The sequence below is a fragment of the Actinopolymorpha pittospori genome (assembly GCF_014873875.1).
Lineage (GTDB): Bacteria > Actinomycetota > Actinomycetes > Propionibacteriales > Actinopolymorphaceae > Actinopolymorpha > Actinopolymorpha pittospori.
Window position 1 is genome coordinate 4,285,931 of record NZ_JADBEM010000001.1, and the last position, 14,781, is coordinate 4,300,711.

General features: G+C 71.7%; 12 protein-coding genes. 4 read left to right on the plus strand and 8 right to left on the minus strand.

Translation table 11 applies throughout. The annotated features are described in order from the left end of the window. Positions 1-145 precede the first annotated feature (145 nt). The 6 genes from HEB94_RS20270 to HEB94_RS20295 are packed head-to-tail and all read right to left on the minus strand — an operon-like array spanning position 146 to position 5,793. Positions 146-841 carry an FCD domain-containing protein gene (locus HEB94_RS20270; protein ID WP_192751356.1) on the minus strand — a complete coding sequence of 232 codons (696 nt, stop codon included), beginning with the start codon at positions 839-841 and terminating at the stop codon, positions 146-148. After that, on the minus strand, positions 838-1,839 hold the full coding sequence (locus HEB94_RS20275) for a proline racemase family protein (RefSeq protein ID WP_192751357.1): 1,002 nt from the start codon (positions 1,837-1,839) through the stop codon (positions 838-840). The genes HEB94_RS20270 and HEB94_RS20275 overlap by 4 nt, the downstream gene beginning before the upstream one ends. Then, complete coding sequence (locus HEB94_RS20280) at positions 1,839-2,762, minus strand: dihydrodipicolinate synthase family protein (RefSeq protein ID WP_192751358.1); 924 nt, start codon at positions 2,760-2,762, stop codon at positions 1,839-1,841. The genes HEB94_RS20275 and HEB94_RS20280 overlap by 1 nt, the downstream gene beginning before the upstream one ends. Positions 2,763-2,772: 10 nt before the next feature. Continuing rightward, positions 2,773-4,236, minus strand: a complete 1,464-nt coding sequence (locus HEB94_RS52590) for an NAD(P)/FAD-dependent oxidoreductase (RefSeq protein ID WP_273376031.1) — start codon at positions 4,234-4,236, stop codon at positions 2,773-2,775. Continuing rightward, positions 4,229-4,615 carry a (2Fe-2S)-binding protein gene (locus HEB94_RS20290; protein ID WP_192751360.1) on the minus strand — a complete coding sequence of 129 codons (387 nt, stop codon included), beginning with the start codon at positions 4,613-4,615 and terminating at the stop codon, positions 4,229-4,231. The genes HEB94_RS52590 and HEB94_RS20290 overlap by 8 nt, the downstream gene beginning before the upstream one ends. Further along, positions 4,612-5,793, minus strand: coding sequence for an FAD-dependent oxidoreductase (locus HEB94_RS20295; RefSeq protein ID WP_192751361.1), 1,182 nt, complete (start codon positions 5,791-5,793; stop codon positions 4,612-4,614). The genes HEB94_RS20290 and HEB94_RS20295 overlap by 4 nt, the downstream gene beginning before the upstream one ends. A 44-nt stretch (positions 5,794-5,837) precedes the next feature. Between HEB94_RS20295 and HEB94_RS20300 the strand changes: the two genes are divergently transcribed. Together HEB94_RS20300 and HEB94_RS20305 are read left to right on the plus strand one after the other, a co-directional pair. Further along, positions 5,838-7,994 carry a S9 family peptidase gene (locus tag HEB94_RS20300; RefSeq protein ID WP_192751362.1) on the plus strand — a complete coding sequence of 719 codons (2,157 nt, stop codon included), beginning with the start codon at positions 5,838-5,840 and terminating at the stop codon, positions 7,992-7,994. 140 nt (positions 7,995-8,134) lie between these two features. Then, positions 8,135-9,913, plus strand: a complete 1,779-nt coding sequence (locus tag HEB94_RS20305; protein ID WP_192751363.1) for a gamma-glutamyltransferase family protein — start codon at positions 8,135-8,137, stop codon at positions 9,911-9,913. A gap of 112 nt (positions 9,914-10,025) precedes the next feature. Here HEB94_RS20305 and HEB94_RS20310 read toward each other — a convergent pair whose 3' ends face one another. Further along, positions 10,026-11,765 (minus strand): GH39 family glycosyl hydrolase, encoded by a 1,740-nt coding sequence (locus HEB94_RS20310; protein ID WP_192751364.1) that lies wholly within the window; start codon positions 11,763-11,765, stop codon positions 10,026-10,028. A 181-nt stretch (positions 11,766-11,946) separates the two neighbouring features. On the opposite strand from HEB94_RS20310, the gene HEB94_RS20315 reads away from it, so the two are divergent. Beyond that, a complete protein-coding gene (locus HEB94_RS20315; RefSeq protein ID WP_337917844.1) occupies positions 11,947-13,674 on the plus strand; it encodes an IlvD/Edd family dehydratase in 1,728 nt (575 codons plus the stop codon). Positions 13,675-13,715: 41 nt separating this feature from the next. After that, positions 13,716-14,294, plus strand: coding sequence for an alpha/beta fold hydrolase (locus HEB94_RS20320; protein ID WP_192751365.1), 579 nt, complete (start codon positions 13,716-13,718; stop codon positions 14,292-14,294). On the opposite strand, the gene HEB94_RS20325 is transcribed toward HEB94_RS20320, so the two are convergent. Then, a complete protein-coding gene (locus tag HEB94_RS20325; protein ID WP_192751366.1) occupies positions 14,245-14,724 on the minus strand; it encodes a DUF2269 family protein in 480 nt (159 codons plus the stop codon). The two genes, HEB94_RS20320 and HEB94_RS20325, sit on opposite strands and share 50 nt — an antisense overlap. Positions 14,725-14,781 lie beyond the last annotated feature (57 nt).

The window sequence follows — 14,781 nt, forward strand, 5'->3', positions numbered from 1 at the left end:
CCGTCCTGCCCGTGGAGAACCGCCGTGGCGACGACCTTGGGTGGTCGTCGCCACGGCCGTTCAGCGCGGCTTCCGCGGCGCGTGGATCATCTCGTCCATCCGCGGGAACATGCCGGGACTCCGCGGCGCCCGGCCGGAATGCGGGCTACTGCTCCGGACGCCCGGCCCAGCTGCCGCGTACGTGGCTCAGGTGGTGGCGCATCAGCTCTCCCACCGCGTCGGCGTCTCCGCTTCGGAGCAGGTCGAGCAGGCCGAGGTGTTCCTCCGCCGAGGCGAGCAGTCGGCCGTGCTCGGCGAGCTGGGTGAGGCCGTAGAGCCGGGCCCGCTTCCGTAGCTCCCCGACCGTGTCCACGAGGCTGGCGTTACCGGCCAGGGCGAGCAGGTCGAGGTGGAATCTGCGGTCCACCTCGACGTAGTCGATCAGATCGCCCCGCTGGGCGGCGTCAACGATGTCCTGCGCGAGCGGGCGGAGGCGTTCGAACGCGTCCGCGGGTACGCCGTCCGCCAGCCGGGTCACGGTCGGGATCTCGATCAGCTGCCGCAGCTCGGTGATCTCGTCGAGCTCCTTCTCCGACAGCTCGGTGACGCGGAAGCCCTTGTTGCGGACGACCTCGACCAGCCCCTCCTTCGCGAGGTCGAGCATCGCCTCGCGGACGGGGGTGGCCGAGACGTTGAACCGCCCAGCGAGGGCCGGCGCGGAGTAGACCGCGCCGGGCCGCATCTGGCCGGCGACGAGCGCTGCCCGCAGGGCGTTCGCCACCTCCTCCCGCAGAGAGCGGTAGCCGGGCAGGGACGGGAGGTCAAGCGCCGCGACGGACTCCTCGGGTCTGGCCGGGCTCACAGCAGGAACCCCTGTGGGAAAGGGTCCTCGGGGTCGAGGAAGTACTGTGCCGTGCCGGTGATCCAGGCCCGACCGGTCACCGTGGGCAGGACCGCGGGCCGGTCGCCGACCGTGGTCTCGCCGACGAGCCGGCCCACGAACGACGTACCGATGAACGACTCGTTGACGAAGTCCTGGTCCAGCGGGAGTTCACCCCGCGCGTGCAGCTGGGCCATCCGCGCACAGGTGCCGGTGCCACACGGTGAGCGGTCGAACCAGCCGGGGTGGATGGCCATCGCGTGCCGGGAACGCTTCGCGTCCGAGCCCGGTGCCGCGAGATAGACGTGGTGGCAGCCCCTGATCTCGGGATTCTCGAGATGTTGGGGCGGCGCCTGTTCGTTGATGGCGGCCATGATCGCGAGCCCGGCGTCAAGGATGCGTTGCTTCTCCGCGCGGTCGAAGGGCAGGCCGAGCTCCTCGATCGGCAGGATGGCGTAGAAGTTGCCGCCGTAGGCGAGGTCGTAACGGACGTCGCCGAGGCCCGGCACGTCCACCCGCTGGTCGAGCGCGTGGGCGTAGGCGGGGACGTTGGCCAACGTCACCCGCCGTGCGACGCCGTCCCGCACCTCGACGTCGACCACCACGAGGCCGGCCGGGGTGTCGAGCCGGACCTTGGTCACCGGCTCGGTCACCGGGACCATACCGGTCTCGACCAGCACGGTCGCGACACCGATCGTCCCGTGCCCGCACATCGGCAGGCAGCCCGAGACCTCGATGAAAAGCACGCCGTAGTCGGCGTCTGGTCGGGTCGGCGGCTGCAGGATCGCACCGCTCATCGCGCTGTGCCCGCGGGGTTCGTACATCAGCAGCGTGCGCAGATGGTCGAGATGCTCGACGAAGTGCTGCCGGCGTTCGAACATCGTCGCGCCCGGGATCACCCCGACGCCGCCGGTGATCACCCGGGTGGGCATCCCCTCGGTGTGGGAGTCGACCGCGTGGAAGACGTGCCGGGACCGCATCAGACCTGCTCCGCCAGGGCCGGATCGCTGTCGAGGGCGGCCACCACCTGTTCGGTCGCCTTGCGGACGAGCGCCTCCTGCTCGCTCGTCAACGGCAACCGGGGCGGGCGGCAGGGTCCGCCGCGCCGGCCGACGATGTCCATGGACAGCTTGATCGCCTGCACGAACTCCGTCTTGGAGTCCCAGCGCAGCAACGGGTGCAGCAGGCGGTAGAGCGGCAGCGCGGTCGCCAGGTCACCCGCGACCGACGCTTCGTACATCCGGACGCACACCTGCGGCAGGGCGTTCGGGTAGCCCGCGACCCAGCCCACCGCGCCCGCGATTCCGAGTTCGAGCGCCACGTCGTCGGCACCGATGAGGACGTCGAGACCGGGAGCGAGCTCGCCGATCTGGTAGATCCGGCGTACGTCACCGCTGAACTCCTTAACCGCGGCGATGTGCCCCTCCGCGTGCAGCCGGGCCAGCAGCGACGGCGTGAGGTCGACCCGGGTGTCGTGCGGGTTGTTGTAGGCGACGATCGGCAGGCCGGCCTTGGCCACCTCGGCGTAGTGGGCCACGACGATCCGCTCGTCCGCGCGGTAGGCGTTCGGGGGGAGCAGCAGCACCGCGCCCGCGCCGGCCTCGGCGGCGTCCTCGGCCCACCTGCGGGCGGTGATGGAGCTGTACGCGGAGACGCCCGGCACGACGGAGCCGCCTTCGGGCATGGCGGCGACGGCGGTGCGCAGGACGCGGGAACGCTCCTCGTCGGTGAGGGACTGGTACTCGCCGAGGGAGCCGTTCGGCATGACACCGGCGCAACCGCTGTCGACGAGCCAGCGAACGTGGTCGGCGAACGTGTCGTGGTCGACGGTGAGGTCGTCGTGGTAGGGCAGCGCGGTGGCCACCATCACGCCGTGCCAGGGCTTGCGGGTCGCGGTGGTCATGGTTCTCCTGTCAGTGGTCCGAAGGGGGAGTCGGTGGGGTGGGCGGGTCGTCCTCCACGCCGGTGAGCGCGGCGAGGACGCCGAGCGGGACGGGCTGGGCCAGCGGGCGGCGCACCATCGCGGTGACGTCCTCCACGCTGGGCAGCCGCGCGGTCAGCTGCGCGGTCATGGCCAGCGTCGTGGCCGCGCAGATCCGGCCCTGGCACCAGCCCATGCCGGCCCGGGTGAACAGCTTGACGGCCCGCGGGTCGGTCGCACCGAGGTCGCGAACGGCGTGGCGGACCGCGCCCGCGGTCACCTCCTCGCAGCGGCAGACGAGGGTGTCGTCCGGCAGGGCGGCGAGCCAGTCCGCGGGGAGCGCGTGTACGTCGTCGAGGACGGCGGCGAAGGAGCGCAGGGCGGCTCGGCGTGCGCGCAGCCGCCGGATCCGTGCCTGCTCGACCGGGACGCCGCGAGCCGCCACCACGGCGAGTCCGGCGAGTTCGCCCTCCACCTGGGCGAGTCCGGCCCCGCCGACGCCGGTCGTCTCTCCGGCCGAGTAGACGCCGTCGACGCTCGTGCACTGGTCGTAGTCGACCCGGACCGATGCGGCACCGGAGGCGTCGACGTCGAGCTCGCAGCCGAGTTCGACGAGGAGGTCCAGCTGCGGGCTGAAGCCGTACCCCACGGCGATGACGTCGCAGGGGAGGAGTCGTTCGCTGCCCGGAACGGGACGACGGTCCGCGTTCAGCCGGGCGATCGTGACGCCGGTGACCTGGTCGGTGCCGTGGGCGGCGACGACCGCGTGGCCCACGCGGTAGGGCACGCGGTGGCGGGCGAGCCTGCCGGCGTACGCCGCGGCCTCGGCGAACCTGCGCGGGTGCCGGGCGAGGACCCGCGTGTGGGCGAGGTAGCGGGTCGGGTGGGCGGCCTCGTACACGCCGACCACGGTGGCACCGCCCTCGGCCAGGCCGGAGGCGACCGGCAGCAGGAACGGCCCGGTGCCCGCGACGACGATCCGCCGGCCGACCAGGACTCCGCTGCCCTTCAGCAACGCCTGGGCGCCGCCGGCGGCCACCACGCCGGGAAGATCCCAGCCAGGGAAGGGCACGTGCCGGTCGTGGGCACCCGTCGCGACCAGCAGCGCGGCGGCGGTGGTCGCCCATGGCCGGGGTTCGCCGTCGGACTCGTCCAGCGCGTGGACGCGGTAGCCGGCGTCGGTGCGTTCGAGCGTCCAGACCTGGTGCCGCGGCCGGTGGACGAGGTCGCCGCTCGCGACGTAGCCGGCGAGTGCCGAGCGCAGGGCCCGGAACCCGACGCCGTAGGAGTCGGCGGACGCGTCGTCGTGGTGACGGAAGTACTGCCCGCCGGGGCGCGGACCCGCGTCGAGCAGGACGACGCGCAGGCCACGTCCGGCCATCGTGGTCGCCGCGGTGAGACCGGCCGGACCCGCACCGACGACGGCGACGGCGACGTCGTACGCCGGCTCAGCCATCGGTGCGCCTCCCGTGGTGGACCGGTGTGTCGACCGAACTCCCGACCGACCCATGGACCGACTCTTCGACCAGCGCGTCGGCGGGCACCTCAGCAGACGGATCAGCGGGCACCTCGGCAGACGCCGGCTCCTGGTCCGGCCTGCCTGTCGTCACCACGTCACCCGGTCGGGCCGGCACGAGGCAGGCCCGCACCGACCCTCGACCGTTGACCGTGACCAGGCAGTCGAAGCACACGCCGATCCCGCAGAAGAGGCCGCGTGGGCGGCCCTTTCGGGTGGTCCGCCAGGACCGGATGCCCGCGGCCAGCAGCGCGGCCGCCACGGTCTGGTCCGGCCCGACGGCGACCGGCCGGCCGTCGACCAGGATGGTGTCGCTCATGCGGACACCGCCGTCGACTCGAAGCGGTCCGGACGGAACGGCCGCAGGTCGAGTCCTGGATCGGTGCCGGTCAGCAGCGCGGCGGTGAGGACACCGGTCACCGGCGCGAGGCCCACGCCGGCGCCCTCGTGTCCGCAGGCGTGGAAGAGGCCGGGTGCGCGTGGGTCGGCGCCGATGACGGGCAGGTGGTCGGGGGCGTAGGGCCGGAAGCCGCGGTAGGTCCGGATGGCGGAGACGTCGGCCAGGACCGGGAACAGCCGGATCGCCTGGTCGGCGAGGCGCTGCAGGACACGGAGGGAGAGGGTGCGGTCGAAGCCGACGCGTTCCCGGCTGGCGCCGATGAGGATCGTGCCAGACGCGGTGCCCTCGACGACGGCCGACGTCTCCAGGTCGGCGGAGCTGCTCGCGACGTTGGCGACGTACTCCGCGCCGTAGACCTTGTGCCGCACCAGCACCGGCAGTGGTTCGGTGACCAGGATGAAGCCGCGTCGCGGCATGATCGGCAGCTCCACGCCGGCCAGCGCGGCCACGCCGGCGCTCCAGGTGCCGGCGGCGTTGACGACGGCGCCGGCGGTCACGGTGCCGCGACTCGTTCGGACGCCCGTCACGCGTCCGTCCGGCGTGCGGTCGATCCCGGTGACGCGGGTGTGTGGATGGACCGTCGCTCCGGACCGCTGGGCGGCGCGTAGCAGCCAGGCGGCGGCGAGCATCGGCTGCACCTGCGAGTCCTGCGGGTAGAGGACGCCACCCGGCAGGCCGGGGGCGAGGTGGGGTTCGAGGCTCGCGAGGTCCTTGTCGGTGACGGCTTCGGCGACGACTCCGGCGGCCCGCTGGGTGGCGGCGAAGGCCAGCAGGGCGTCGTATCCCTGCGGCGACTCCGCGACGACGACGCCGCCCTTCGGTTCGTACTCGATGTCGGCGTCCGGGCCGAGTTCGGGCGTCAGCTCGCGCCACAGCGCGGTGGATCGCAGCGCCAGCTCGAGTTCGGGGCCGGGCTCCTTGTCGGAGACGAGAAGGTTGCCCTCGCCCGCGCCGGTCGTGCCGCCCGCGACCGCACCAGCGTCGACCACGGTGACCCGAAGACCGGCGCGCGCGGCGTAGAAGGCGCAGGCGGCGCCGACGACCCCGGCACCGACGACGACCACGTCGGCGGACGCTCGGTGGAATTCGGAAGACACGTCAGTACTATGTCACATACCTCAGCCTCGGAAGGCGGTACCGCATGCCGAAATCTCCCGAAGTCGCCACAGCCACCGACTACGCGCGGGCCGAGAGTTTCCTTCCCTGGCACGTCCGGTCGCGCGTCTTCGGCGCCGGCATCCACCCACGGTGGGAATCGGACGACCGGTTCTCCTACGACGTCGCGACCCGCGAGGGCAAGCGGTTCGTCTCCGTCGACCCGGCCACCGGCTCCCGTGAGGTGTCGGACTCCCCGCCCGACGCGGACCCCACGCCGGACGGCGACGCGACGGTCGTGCGCTCTCCGGACGGCCGAAGGGTCGCGTTCGTACGCGACCACGACCTGTGGGTGCGCGACGTCGCGACCGGCGCCGAGGTCGCGCTGACGCACGACGGTGAGGAGTCCCGCCCCTACGCGACGCGGCTGCCCTCCCCACTGGTCGCCGCCGGCCTGCTCCCCCGCGACTCCGAACCGCAGGACCGGCCGGTCGTGCTCTGGTCGCCGGACAGCAGGCGACTCCTGACGCACCGCCTCGACTCCCGCGGCGCGGGGGAGTTCACCCTGGTCCAGTCCGCACCGCCCGACGGCGCGGTCCGGCCCAGGCGGTTCACCTACGCCTACCCGCTGCCCGGTGACGAGGTGGTGCCGACCGCGCTGCTGCTGGTCGTCGACGTCGAACAGGCCACGGTGACATCGCTCGACCTGCCCGCCGACGAGCTTCTCTACTACGGCACGCCCCTCCCGACCGACCCGAACGCACGCGGCGCGCGGTCGATCTGGTGGCACGGCGACGGTGCGCGGTGCTTCGTGCTGCGCAGCGCCCGGGGCAACCGCACCCTGACGTTGTGGGAGGTGGACGCCGCGACGGGCGGTACGCGCGTCCTCGTCGAGGAGACCGACGAGACACCCGTCGACTCCAACCTCACCGTCTCCGGCGCACCCAACGTGCGGGTCCTGGCCGACGGTGCCCAGGTGCTGTGGTACTCCCACCGCGACGGCTGGGGGCACCTGTACCTCCACGATCTACCGGCGGGCACCGTCCGCCAGGTCACCTCCGGCCCGTGGGCCGTCGCCGACATCGTGCGCACGGACGAGGCCGGGCGCGCGGTCTACGTCACGGCGCTGGGGCGTGAGCCCGGCCGCAACCCCTACGACCGGTTGCTCTACCGCGTTCCGCTCGACGGCGGCGAGCCCGAACTGCTCACGCCCGGCGACGGCAGCCACCTGATCTCCATGTCCCCCTCGGGGAAGTACTTCGTCTCGACCCGGGCGCGGGTCGACTCCGCGCCGGTGACCGAGCTTCACCGGGCCGACGGCAGCCTCGTGACGACCCTCGAGACCGTCGACGTCGCCGACCTGACCGACGTGGGTTGGACATTTCCCGAACGCTTCACCGCCACCGCCCGCGACGGGGTCACCGAGATCACCGGCATCCTGATCCGGCCGACGAACTTCGACCCCGACGTCCGCTATCCCGTCGTCGACGCGATCTACGGCGGACCACAGACCAACCAGGCGCCGGGATCCTTCGCCGAGGTCACCCAGGAACGCGGGGCGGGCTTCTGGCAGGCGCAGGCGATCGCCGAACTCGGCTTCGTCGTGGTCATGATCGACGGGCTCGGCATGCCGTACCGTTCCAAGGAGTTCCGGGACGTGTCGTACGGCAACCTCGCCGACGCCGGACTCCCCGAGCACGTTCTCGCGCTGCGCGAGCTCGCGAGGACCCGGCCCTACCTCGACCTGGACCGGGTGGGCATCTACGGCCACTCGGCCGGCGGCTACGCATCCTGTCAAGCCCTGCTTGCGCACCCCGACTTCTACAAGGTCGGCGTCTCCTCGGCGGGCAACCACGACCATCGTCAGGACAAGGCCTGGTGGGTGGAGCGGTACATGGGCTGGCCGGTCGGTGAGCACTACCGCGAGCAGGCCAACCGCACGTCGGCCCACCGGCTGGAGGGCAAGCTGCTGCTGATCCACGGCGAGATGGACGAGAACGTCCACGTCGCCTCGACGCTCGCCCTCGTCGACGCGCTGGTCGAGGCCAACAAGGACTTCGACCTGCTGATCCTGCCCAACCGTACGCACGCGTGCGGCAACGATCCCTACTTCGTCCGGCGGCGTTGGGACCACTTCGTCCGGCACCTCGCGGGCGGTACCCCGGCGCCCTACCGCGTGACCGGTGACGAGGAGTCGTCCTGAGCCGCACGGCTCCTTCGGCCCTCGACCACCTGTCACTGATCGGGCACCGTGCCCGATCGCACGCCTGACAGCGCAAGCCCTGACATCGCAGGCCCCCTGACATCGCAGGCCCCCTGACATCGCTTTAGCGAGGAGCGCGGATGCTGACCACTCGACCTGAGCTCGTCGGTGACTTCGGCATGGTCGCCAGTACACACTGGCTCGCCTCGAGCACCGGGATGAGCGTGCTGGAACGCGGCGGGAACGCCGCCGACGCCGCGGCCGCCGCGGCGTTCGTACTCCAGGTCGTCGAGCCCCACCTGAACGGCCCCGGCGGCGACGCCCCGATCCTGCTCTGGGACGACAACGCGAACGCCGTGTCGGTGATCTGCGGGCAGGGCGTGGCGCCGCAGGCCGCGACCATCGGGCGGTTCGACGAACTCGGCCTCGACCTCGTGCCGGGCACCGGGCTGTTGCCCGCGGTCGTGCCGGGCGCCTTCGGTGCCTGGACCCTGCTCGTCGAACGCTGGGGGTCCTGGACGCTGCGTGACGTACTCGAGCCCGCGGTGCATCTCGCCGAGGCCGGGCACCCGTTGCTGCGCAGGGTGTCCGCGGCGCTGGGCACCGTCGAGGAGATGTTCCGCCGCGACTGGCCCACCTCGGCCGCCACCTGGCTGCCCGACGGGAAGGTGCCGGCGCCCGGCGTCCGGTTCCGCAACCCGGTGTTGGCGGAGACCTATCGTCGCGTCGTCGCCGAGGCGGAGGCCCGTACGACGGAGCGCGCCGGCCAGCTCGCCGCCGCGCGGGACGTCTGGTACCGCGGGTTCGTCGCCGAGGCGATCGGGGACTTCTGCGCGAACAACGAGATCATGGACACCTCCGGGCGCCCGCACCGCGGCCTGCTGACCGCGCAGGACCTCGCCGACTGGGAGCCGGCGGTCGAGGAGCCGACGACGTTCCAGTACGGCGACTACACCGTCGCCAAGACCGGTCCGTGGGGTCAGGGGCCGGTGTTCCTGCAGCAGCTCGCCCTCCTGGCCCAGACGGACCTCGCCGACACCGAGCACCTCTCGGCGGACTGGGTGCACACCATCACCGAGGCGAGCAAGTTGGCGTTCGCCGACCGGGAGGCGTGGTACGGCGACCCGCGCTTCGTCGACGTTCCACTCGCCGACCTGCTCGACCCGGCGTACAACGTCGAACGCGCCCGGCTGATCGGTGCGAAGGCCTCCATGGACAACGTCCCGGGCCGTCCGGGTGGCCGCACGCCGGTGATGCCGACCCGGTGGTCGACACCGGACGGCAGCCGGCCCGCGGCCGGCGCCGGAGAGCCCACCATCGCGCCGAACGGCGACACCCGCGGCGACACGTGTCACCTCGACGTCGTGGACCAGAACGGCATGATGATCTCGGCGACGCCGAGCGGTGGCTGGTTCCAGAGTTCGCCCACGATTCCGGGGCTCGGCTTCTGCCTGAGCATGCGGGGACAGATGTTCTGGCTGGAGGAGGGTCTGCCGAACAGCCTGCAACCGGGCAAGCGGCCCCGGACGACGCTCACGCCCTCGTTCGCGCTGCGTGACGGCAAGCCCTGGATGGCGTTCGGTACGCCGGGCGGTGACATGCAGGACCAGTGGACCCTGCACTTCTTCCTCAACGTCATGCACGGAGGGCAGAACCTCCAGGAGGCCATCGACGCGCCGGACTTCCACTCGCTGCACATGGCGAGCTCCTTCTACCCGCGCACGGCCGAGCCGGGTCGGCTGCTGGTCGAGGAACGCCTTGGTGCGCAGGCGATCGCGGAGTTGCAGCGGCGTGGGCACGACGTCTCCGTCGTCGATCCGTGGTCGCTCGGCCGGGTGAGCGCGGTGGCCCGCGACGGCGGCTGGCTGAAGGCCGGATCCAACCCGCGCGGTGCGCAGGGCTACGCCGCCGGCCGCTGACAGCCCGGGTGCCCCCGCATCCCGGCCGGCGGCTCTCCCTCGTCGGCTGCCGAACGTTCGCCGCTCGACAACCGACGCGGGGGAGGTGCCGCCGGCTGCTGGTGCGCTGGACCTACCGGACCGGAGTGAGGACGAACAGCGAGACGGAGGGGAGCGGGAGGTCGGTGCTCAGCTCGACCCGAGCGCCGGCCACCGTGACCCGCCGCGGCGACTCGTGGCGTTCCAGGCCCGCCCGCTCCCTGATCGCGGCCACCTGCTCGGGTGTCGGGCCCTGCGGCGCGCCCAGGCCCTGCCAGACGGTGTGGGCGTTGCTGTGGTCGTGGTCGATCCGCCAGTGGTCGACGTCGAAGCCGGCGACGTCGGCCGGAACGTTCTCCAACCGCACCGTCACCGCAGTCGGCCCTTCTGCGGTGGCGTACTGGTCGTCGACGTGCCGCCAGACGAGCACACTCACCTGTCCGTCGTCGTCCCTGGTCGCGAGGACGTCGACCTCCTCCGCCATGCCGGTGCCCGCGTCGTCCAGCGCGGAGAGGGGCCAGGAGGCGCTGGACGTCGCGGCCAGGCGTTCGTCGCCCAACCGGGCGAACATCCGGTAGGCGTTCAGCACCGGCTTGTCGATGCCCGAGGTGGTCACCAGCGCGCGGGTGCCCTCGAAGTAGCGCTCGCCCTCGAAGTAGAAGCTCCAGGTCGTGGCATGGGACACCTGCGCGGGTGACACGGCGTTGAGGTCGTGCAGCTTCTTCATCAGCTTGGCCTGGAAGACGGCGTAGTACTCCGTGTTCCGGTAGCCGAAGTTCGCGTTGTCGTAGACGCCCCAGTGCGCGGGGACCGAGGCGTCGCACTCGTCGACGACGCACGGCAGGTCGGCGTACTGCGGGAACTCGCCCACCACGTCGAGTAGCCGGCGAACCTCGCGGAGCATCTTCAGGGTCGACGGACTCTGGCGTTCCGGAGCGGGCGCACCGAGCGGTCCGTAGACCCGCCAGGGCCGAAACGCCGAGCCCTTGGTGTGGAAGGAGACGAAGTCCAGGGCCGCCCCCGACTCGGCGCAGTGGGCCAGGAAGCCACGCAGGAACGGCACACCGCGCGAACCGCCGGTGACGGTCGGCCCACCGACCCTGGCCTCCGGCAGCACCTGGCGGATCGCCCGGCTGGTCACGTCGTACAGCTCGTAGAACTGTTCGGGTGTGCCCCGCCAGTAGAAGATGTCCGGCTCGTTCCACAGCTCCCACAGCCACTGCGACACCTCCTGTGCGCCGTAGCGCTCCAGGCAGTGCGTGGCGAGTGCCGCGACCAGCTCACCCCAGCGGGCGTAGTCCTTGGGCGGGTAGCTCCACCAGCCCGCCTCGTACCCGCTGTAGGCGGTCGGGCTGTTCTCGAACGGGAACTCCCGCTTCGCCTCCTCCGGCACCAGGTCGAGCGGGGTGAAGGCGAGCTCGACCAGTGGGTGGTGACCGGCACCCACGATCGCGTCGTAGACCTGGTCGGCGATCGCGAAGTCGTAGGAGGGGTTGCCGTCGGCGTCCTCGTGGTAGACGTTGCCGTTGCCCCAGTGCGGGAGTCCGAATCCGGTGCCGCTGCAGAAGACGTAGTGCGGCCGCACGTGGTACGGACGGTCACCGAAGCCGCCGATCTTCGTCAACGTCTGCTTGCCGGTGGGTGTGTAGGTCCAGTTGATCTCGTCGTACCCGAAACTCGTCCACATCCGGCTCATCGGGCCCACACCGGTGGAGCAGTCGACACTGACGCTCGCCTCGCCCACGAGGGCTGGATGCTCACCCGGCAGGGCGTGCGGTGGATGCGACTCGGGGGCGGCGGATCGGGAACGAGCGCGGTCAGCTTCTACCGTCATGTGTCAACCCTTCGGGCCTGGTCGGCTGGCTCACCAGCCTTGTCGTCCCGTTTCGCGGCTGTCAAGATCGGATGATCAGATGACCAATAGGTGACAGACGGCTTGACCCGGGACCCGTGACGGCCGGGTGGCGGAGCACACTTCTCTCAGCACTGATCCGAACCGAACAGGGAGTCAAGGCGTGGTTGACAGTGTGGAAGGTATCCGGCGCAGCGAGAGCTTCTTCGGCGAGCCAGGTGTCGCGGGCTTCACCCACCGTGCCTTCACCAAGTCGATGGGGCTGGACGACGAGGACCTCGCCCGTCCGGTCATCGGGATCTGCAACACCTACAGCGAGCTCAACAACTGCCACCGTCACTTCCAGGAGCTCTGCCGGGCCGTGAAGTACGGCGTCCTGCAGGCGGGCGGCACGCCCCTGGAGTTTCCCACGATCTCCCTCGGCGAGATCTTCCAGTCCCCGACGTCCATGTTGCACCGCAACCTCGCCGCCATGGACACCGAGGAGATGATCCGGAGCCAGCCGCTCGACGGGGTGGTGCTGCTCACCTCCTGCGACAAGACGACGCCCGCGGCGCTGATGGGAGCGGCCAGCGCCGACCTGCCCGCGATCATCGTGAGCGGTGGCCCGATGCTCGACGGCTACTTCCAGGGCCAGACGCTCGGCGCCTGCACGGACTGTCGCCGGCTGACCGCGGAGCACCGCGCCGGCACTCTCGACGATGCGACCTACCGTGCGGTCGAGGACGGCATCGTCCGCAGCGCGGGGCACTGCATGGTCATGGGCACCGCGTCGACGATGAACTCCCTGACCGAGGCGCTCGGCATGGCGCTGCCCGGCAACGGCGCGATCCCGGCCGTCGACTCCCGCCGGCTGCGGCTCGCGCAGGCCTCCGGCCGGCGCATCGTGGGCATGGTCGCCGAGGGACTGCGACCCTCGCACATCCTCACCCGCGAGGCGTTCGAGAACGCCCTCACCCTGCTCGCCGCGCTCGGCGGCAGCACGAACGCGGTCGTCCACCTGCCCGCCATCGCGGGCCGCTGCGGTGTCGACCTGCCGCTCGACCTCTTTGACGAGATCAGCAGGCGTACGCCGCTGCTGGCCAACATGCGCCCGATCGGCGCGTACCAGATGGAGAAGTTCTTCCACGCCGGCGGCGTACCCACGATGCTGCGGGAGTTGCTGCCGCTCCTGCACGGCGACCAGCTCACCGTCACCGGCGCCACCCTCGCCGCCAACGTGGCCGACGCGGCCCCGGCCGACGGCGACGTCATCCGGTCGCTCGCCGAGCCGCTCCAGCCCGAGGGCGGGCTCGCGATCCTGCGCGGCAACCTCGCGCCCGACGGAGCCGTCATCAAGCACGCGGCGGCCAGCCCCGAACTGCACCGGCACCGGGGCCGTGCCGTGGTCTTCCAGAATCTCGACGACCTGCGGGCCCGTATCGACAGCCCGGACCTCGACGTGCGCCGGGACGACATCCTCGTCCTGCAGAACGTCGGACCCGTCGGAGGGCCCGGCATGGCGGAGGTGGGCAACTTCCCGGTGCCGGCCCGGCTGCTGCGGGAGGGTGTCCGCGACATGGTCCGGATCTCCGACGCGCGGATGAGCGGAACGGCGTTCGGCACGGTCGTCCTGCACGTCGCACCCGAAAGCGCCGTGGGTGGGCCACTCGCGCTCGTCCAGGACGGCGACGAGATCGAACTCGACATCCCCGAGCGCCGACTGCAACTCCTGGTTGACGATGCCGAACTCGCCGCGCGGCGAGTTCGGTGGCAGCCGCCGGCTCCCGCGTACAGCCGCGGCTACGGTCGACTGTTCCTGGACCACGTCAACCAGGCGCCGCTCGGGTGCGACTTCGACTTCCTGGTCGGATCGGACCCCACCGGCGTCGACCAACAAGCAAAGTTCTGAGTCGCTCGGCTCGGTGGTGGCTGGGCCTATAGTTCGCGGGCATGTCGGACTATCGAGTGCCCCTGGAGACCACGAGGTACGACGGCGACCCGCGACGGGTGGCGATCATCCTCCCGGGCGGGCAGTACACGCCCGCGGCCCCGTTGCTCCACTACGCCCGCGCCGTCCTGCTCGCCCGCGGCTGGACCGTGCAGGAGATCTGGTGGGGTGACGCGCCCCGCCAGGGACGAGGGGAGTGGGTACGGCAACACGCACTCACCGCCCTCGCCCGGGAGAACGCCGAGGAACTCCTCCTGGTCGGCAAGTCCCTCGGGACGCTCGCCGCGCCGGTCGCGACGGAGCGGGGGCTGCCGGCGGTCTGGCTCACCCCGCTCCTCACCGAACCAGCCGTCGTCGACGCGCTGACGCGGGCTTCGCGGCCTCGCCTCCTCGTGGGCGGGACCGCGGACCCGCTCTGGGACGCGGACGCGGCGCGGCGGACCGGCGCGGATCTGCTGGAGGTGCCCGGCGCCGACCACGGGATGGAGGTCGACGCCGATCCGGTCCGGTCGGTCGAGATCCTCCGCGAGGTCACGGTGGCGATGGAGCGGTTCGTCGGAGGGCTCGCCGGCCGGGCTTGACGACGGCGAGCACGGTGGCGGTGAGGAGCATCACGCCCTGGACCAGCAACAGGACCAGGAAGGTCCGGTGGCTGCCGGTGAGGTCGGTGGCACTCGGCGCGCCCCGCAGCACCGGGGCGATGAAGAGACCGCCGGTGAGGAGGATCCCGAGCTGTAGGACGAGTTTGGCGAGCACCCACCCGTGGCGCAGCCCCCAGCCACCGAACAACGCGAGGACGAGCCCGCTCACCAGCGAGATCAGGCTGAACGGCACCCCACCGGCGAAGACCATCAGCGTGGTGAACCCGAACGCCGTTCGTCCGACGGCGAGTGACCCGGACCGCAGTGCGTCCAGGTGCATCAGCGCGAGCCCCCAGACGTCCCCCAGGACCGCGACTCCGGCGACGATGTGGACGATCTTCACGATGCGGCGGGTCGGTCCGGACAACATGCCGTCATCCTTCCCCACCTCCCGGGAGGGCACGTCCGGCACGAAGCGGCACTCGAC

Coding starts and splice junctions, on each gene's coding strand:
- HEB94_RS20275 (WP_192751357.1), bottom strand. CDS start 1,839: ATGCGGTCCCGGCACGTCTTCCACGCGGTCGACTCCCACACCGAGGGG.
- HEB94_RS20280 (WP_192751358.1), bottom strand. CDS start 2,762: ATGACCACCGCGACCCGCAAGCCCTGGCACGGCGTGATGGTGGCCACC.
- HEB94_RS52590 (WP_273376031.1), bottom strand. CDS start 4,236: ATGGCTGAGCCGGCGTACGACGTCGCCGTCGCCGTCGTCGGTGCGGGT.
- HEB94_RS20290 (WP_192751360.1), bottom strand. CDS start 4,615: ATGAGCGACACCATCCTGGTCGACGGCCGGCCGGTCGCCGTCGGGCCG.
- HEB94_RS20300 (WP_192751362.1), top strand. CDS start 5,838: ATGCCGAAATCTCCCGAAGTCGCCACAGCCACCGACTACGCGCGGGCC.
- HEB94_RS20305 (WP_192751363.1), top strand. CDS start 8,135: ATGCTGACCACTCGACCTGAGCTCGTCGGTGACTTCGGCATGGTCGCC.
- HEB94_RS20310 (WP_192751364.1), bottom strand. CDS start 11,765: ATGACGGTAGAAGCTGACCGCGCTCGTTCCCGATCCGCCGCCCCCGAG.
- HEB94_RS20320 (WP_192751365.1), top strand. CDS start 13,716: ATGTCGGACTATCGAGTGCCCCTGGAGACCACGAGGTACGACGGCGAC.
- HEB94_RS20325 (WP_192751366.1), bottom strand. CDS start 14,724: ATGTTGTCCGGACCGACCCGCCGCATCGTGAAGATCGTCCACATCGTC.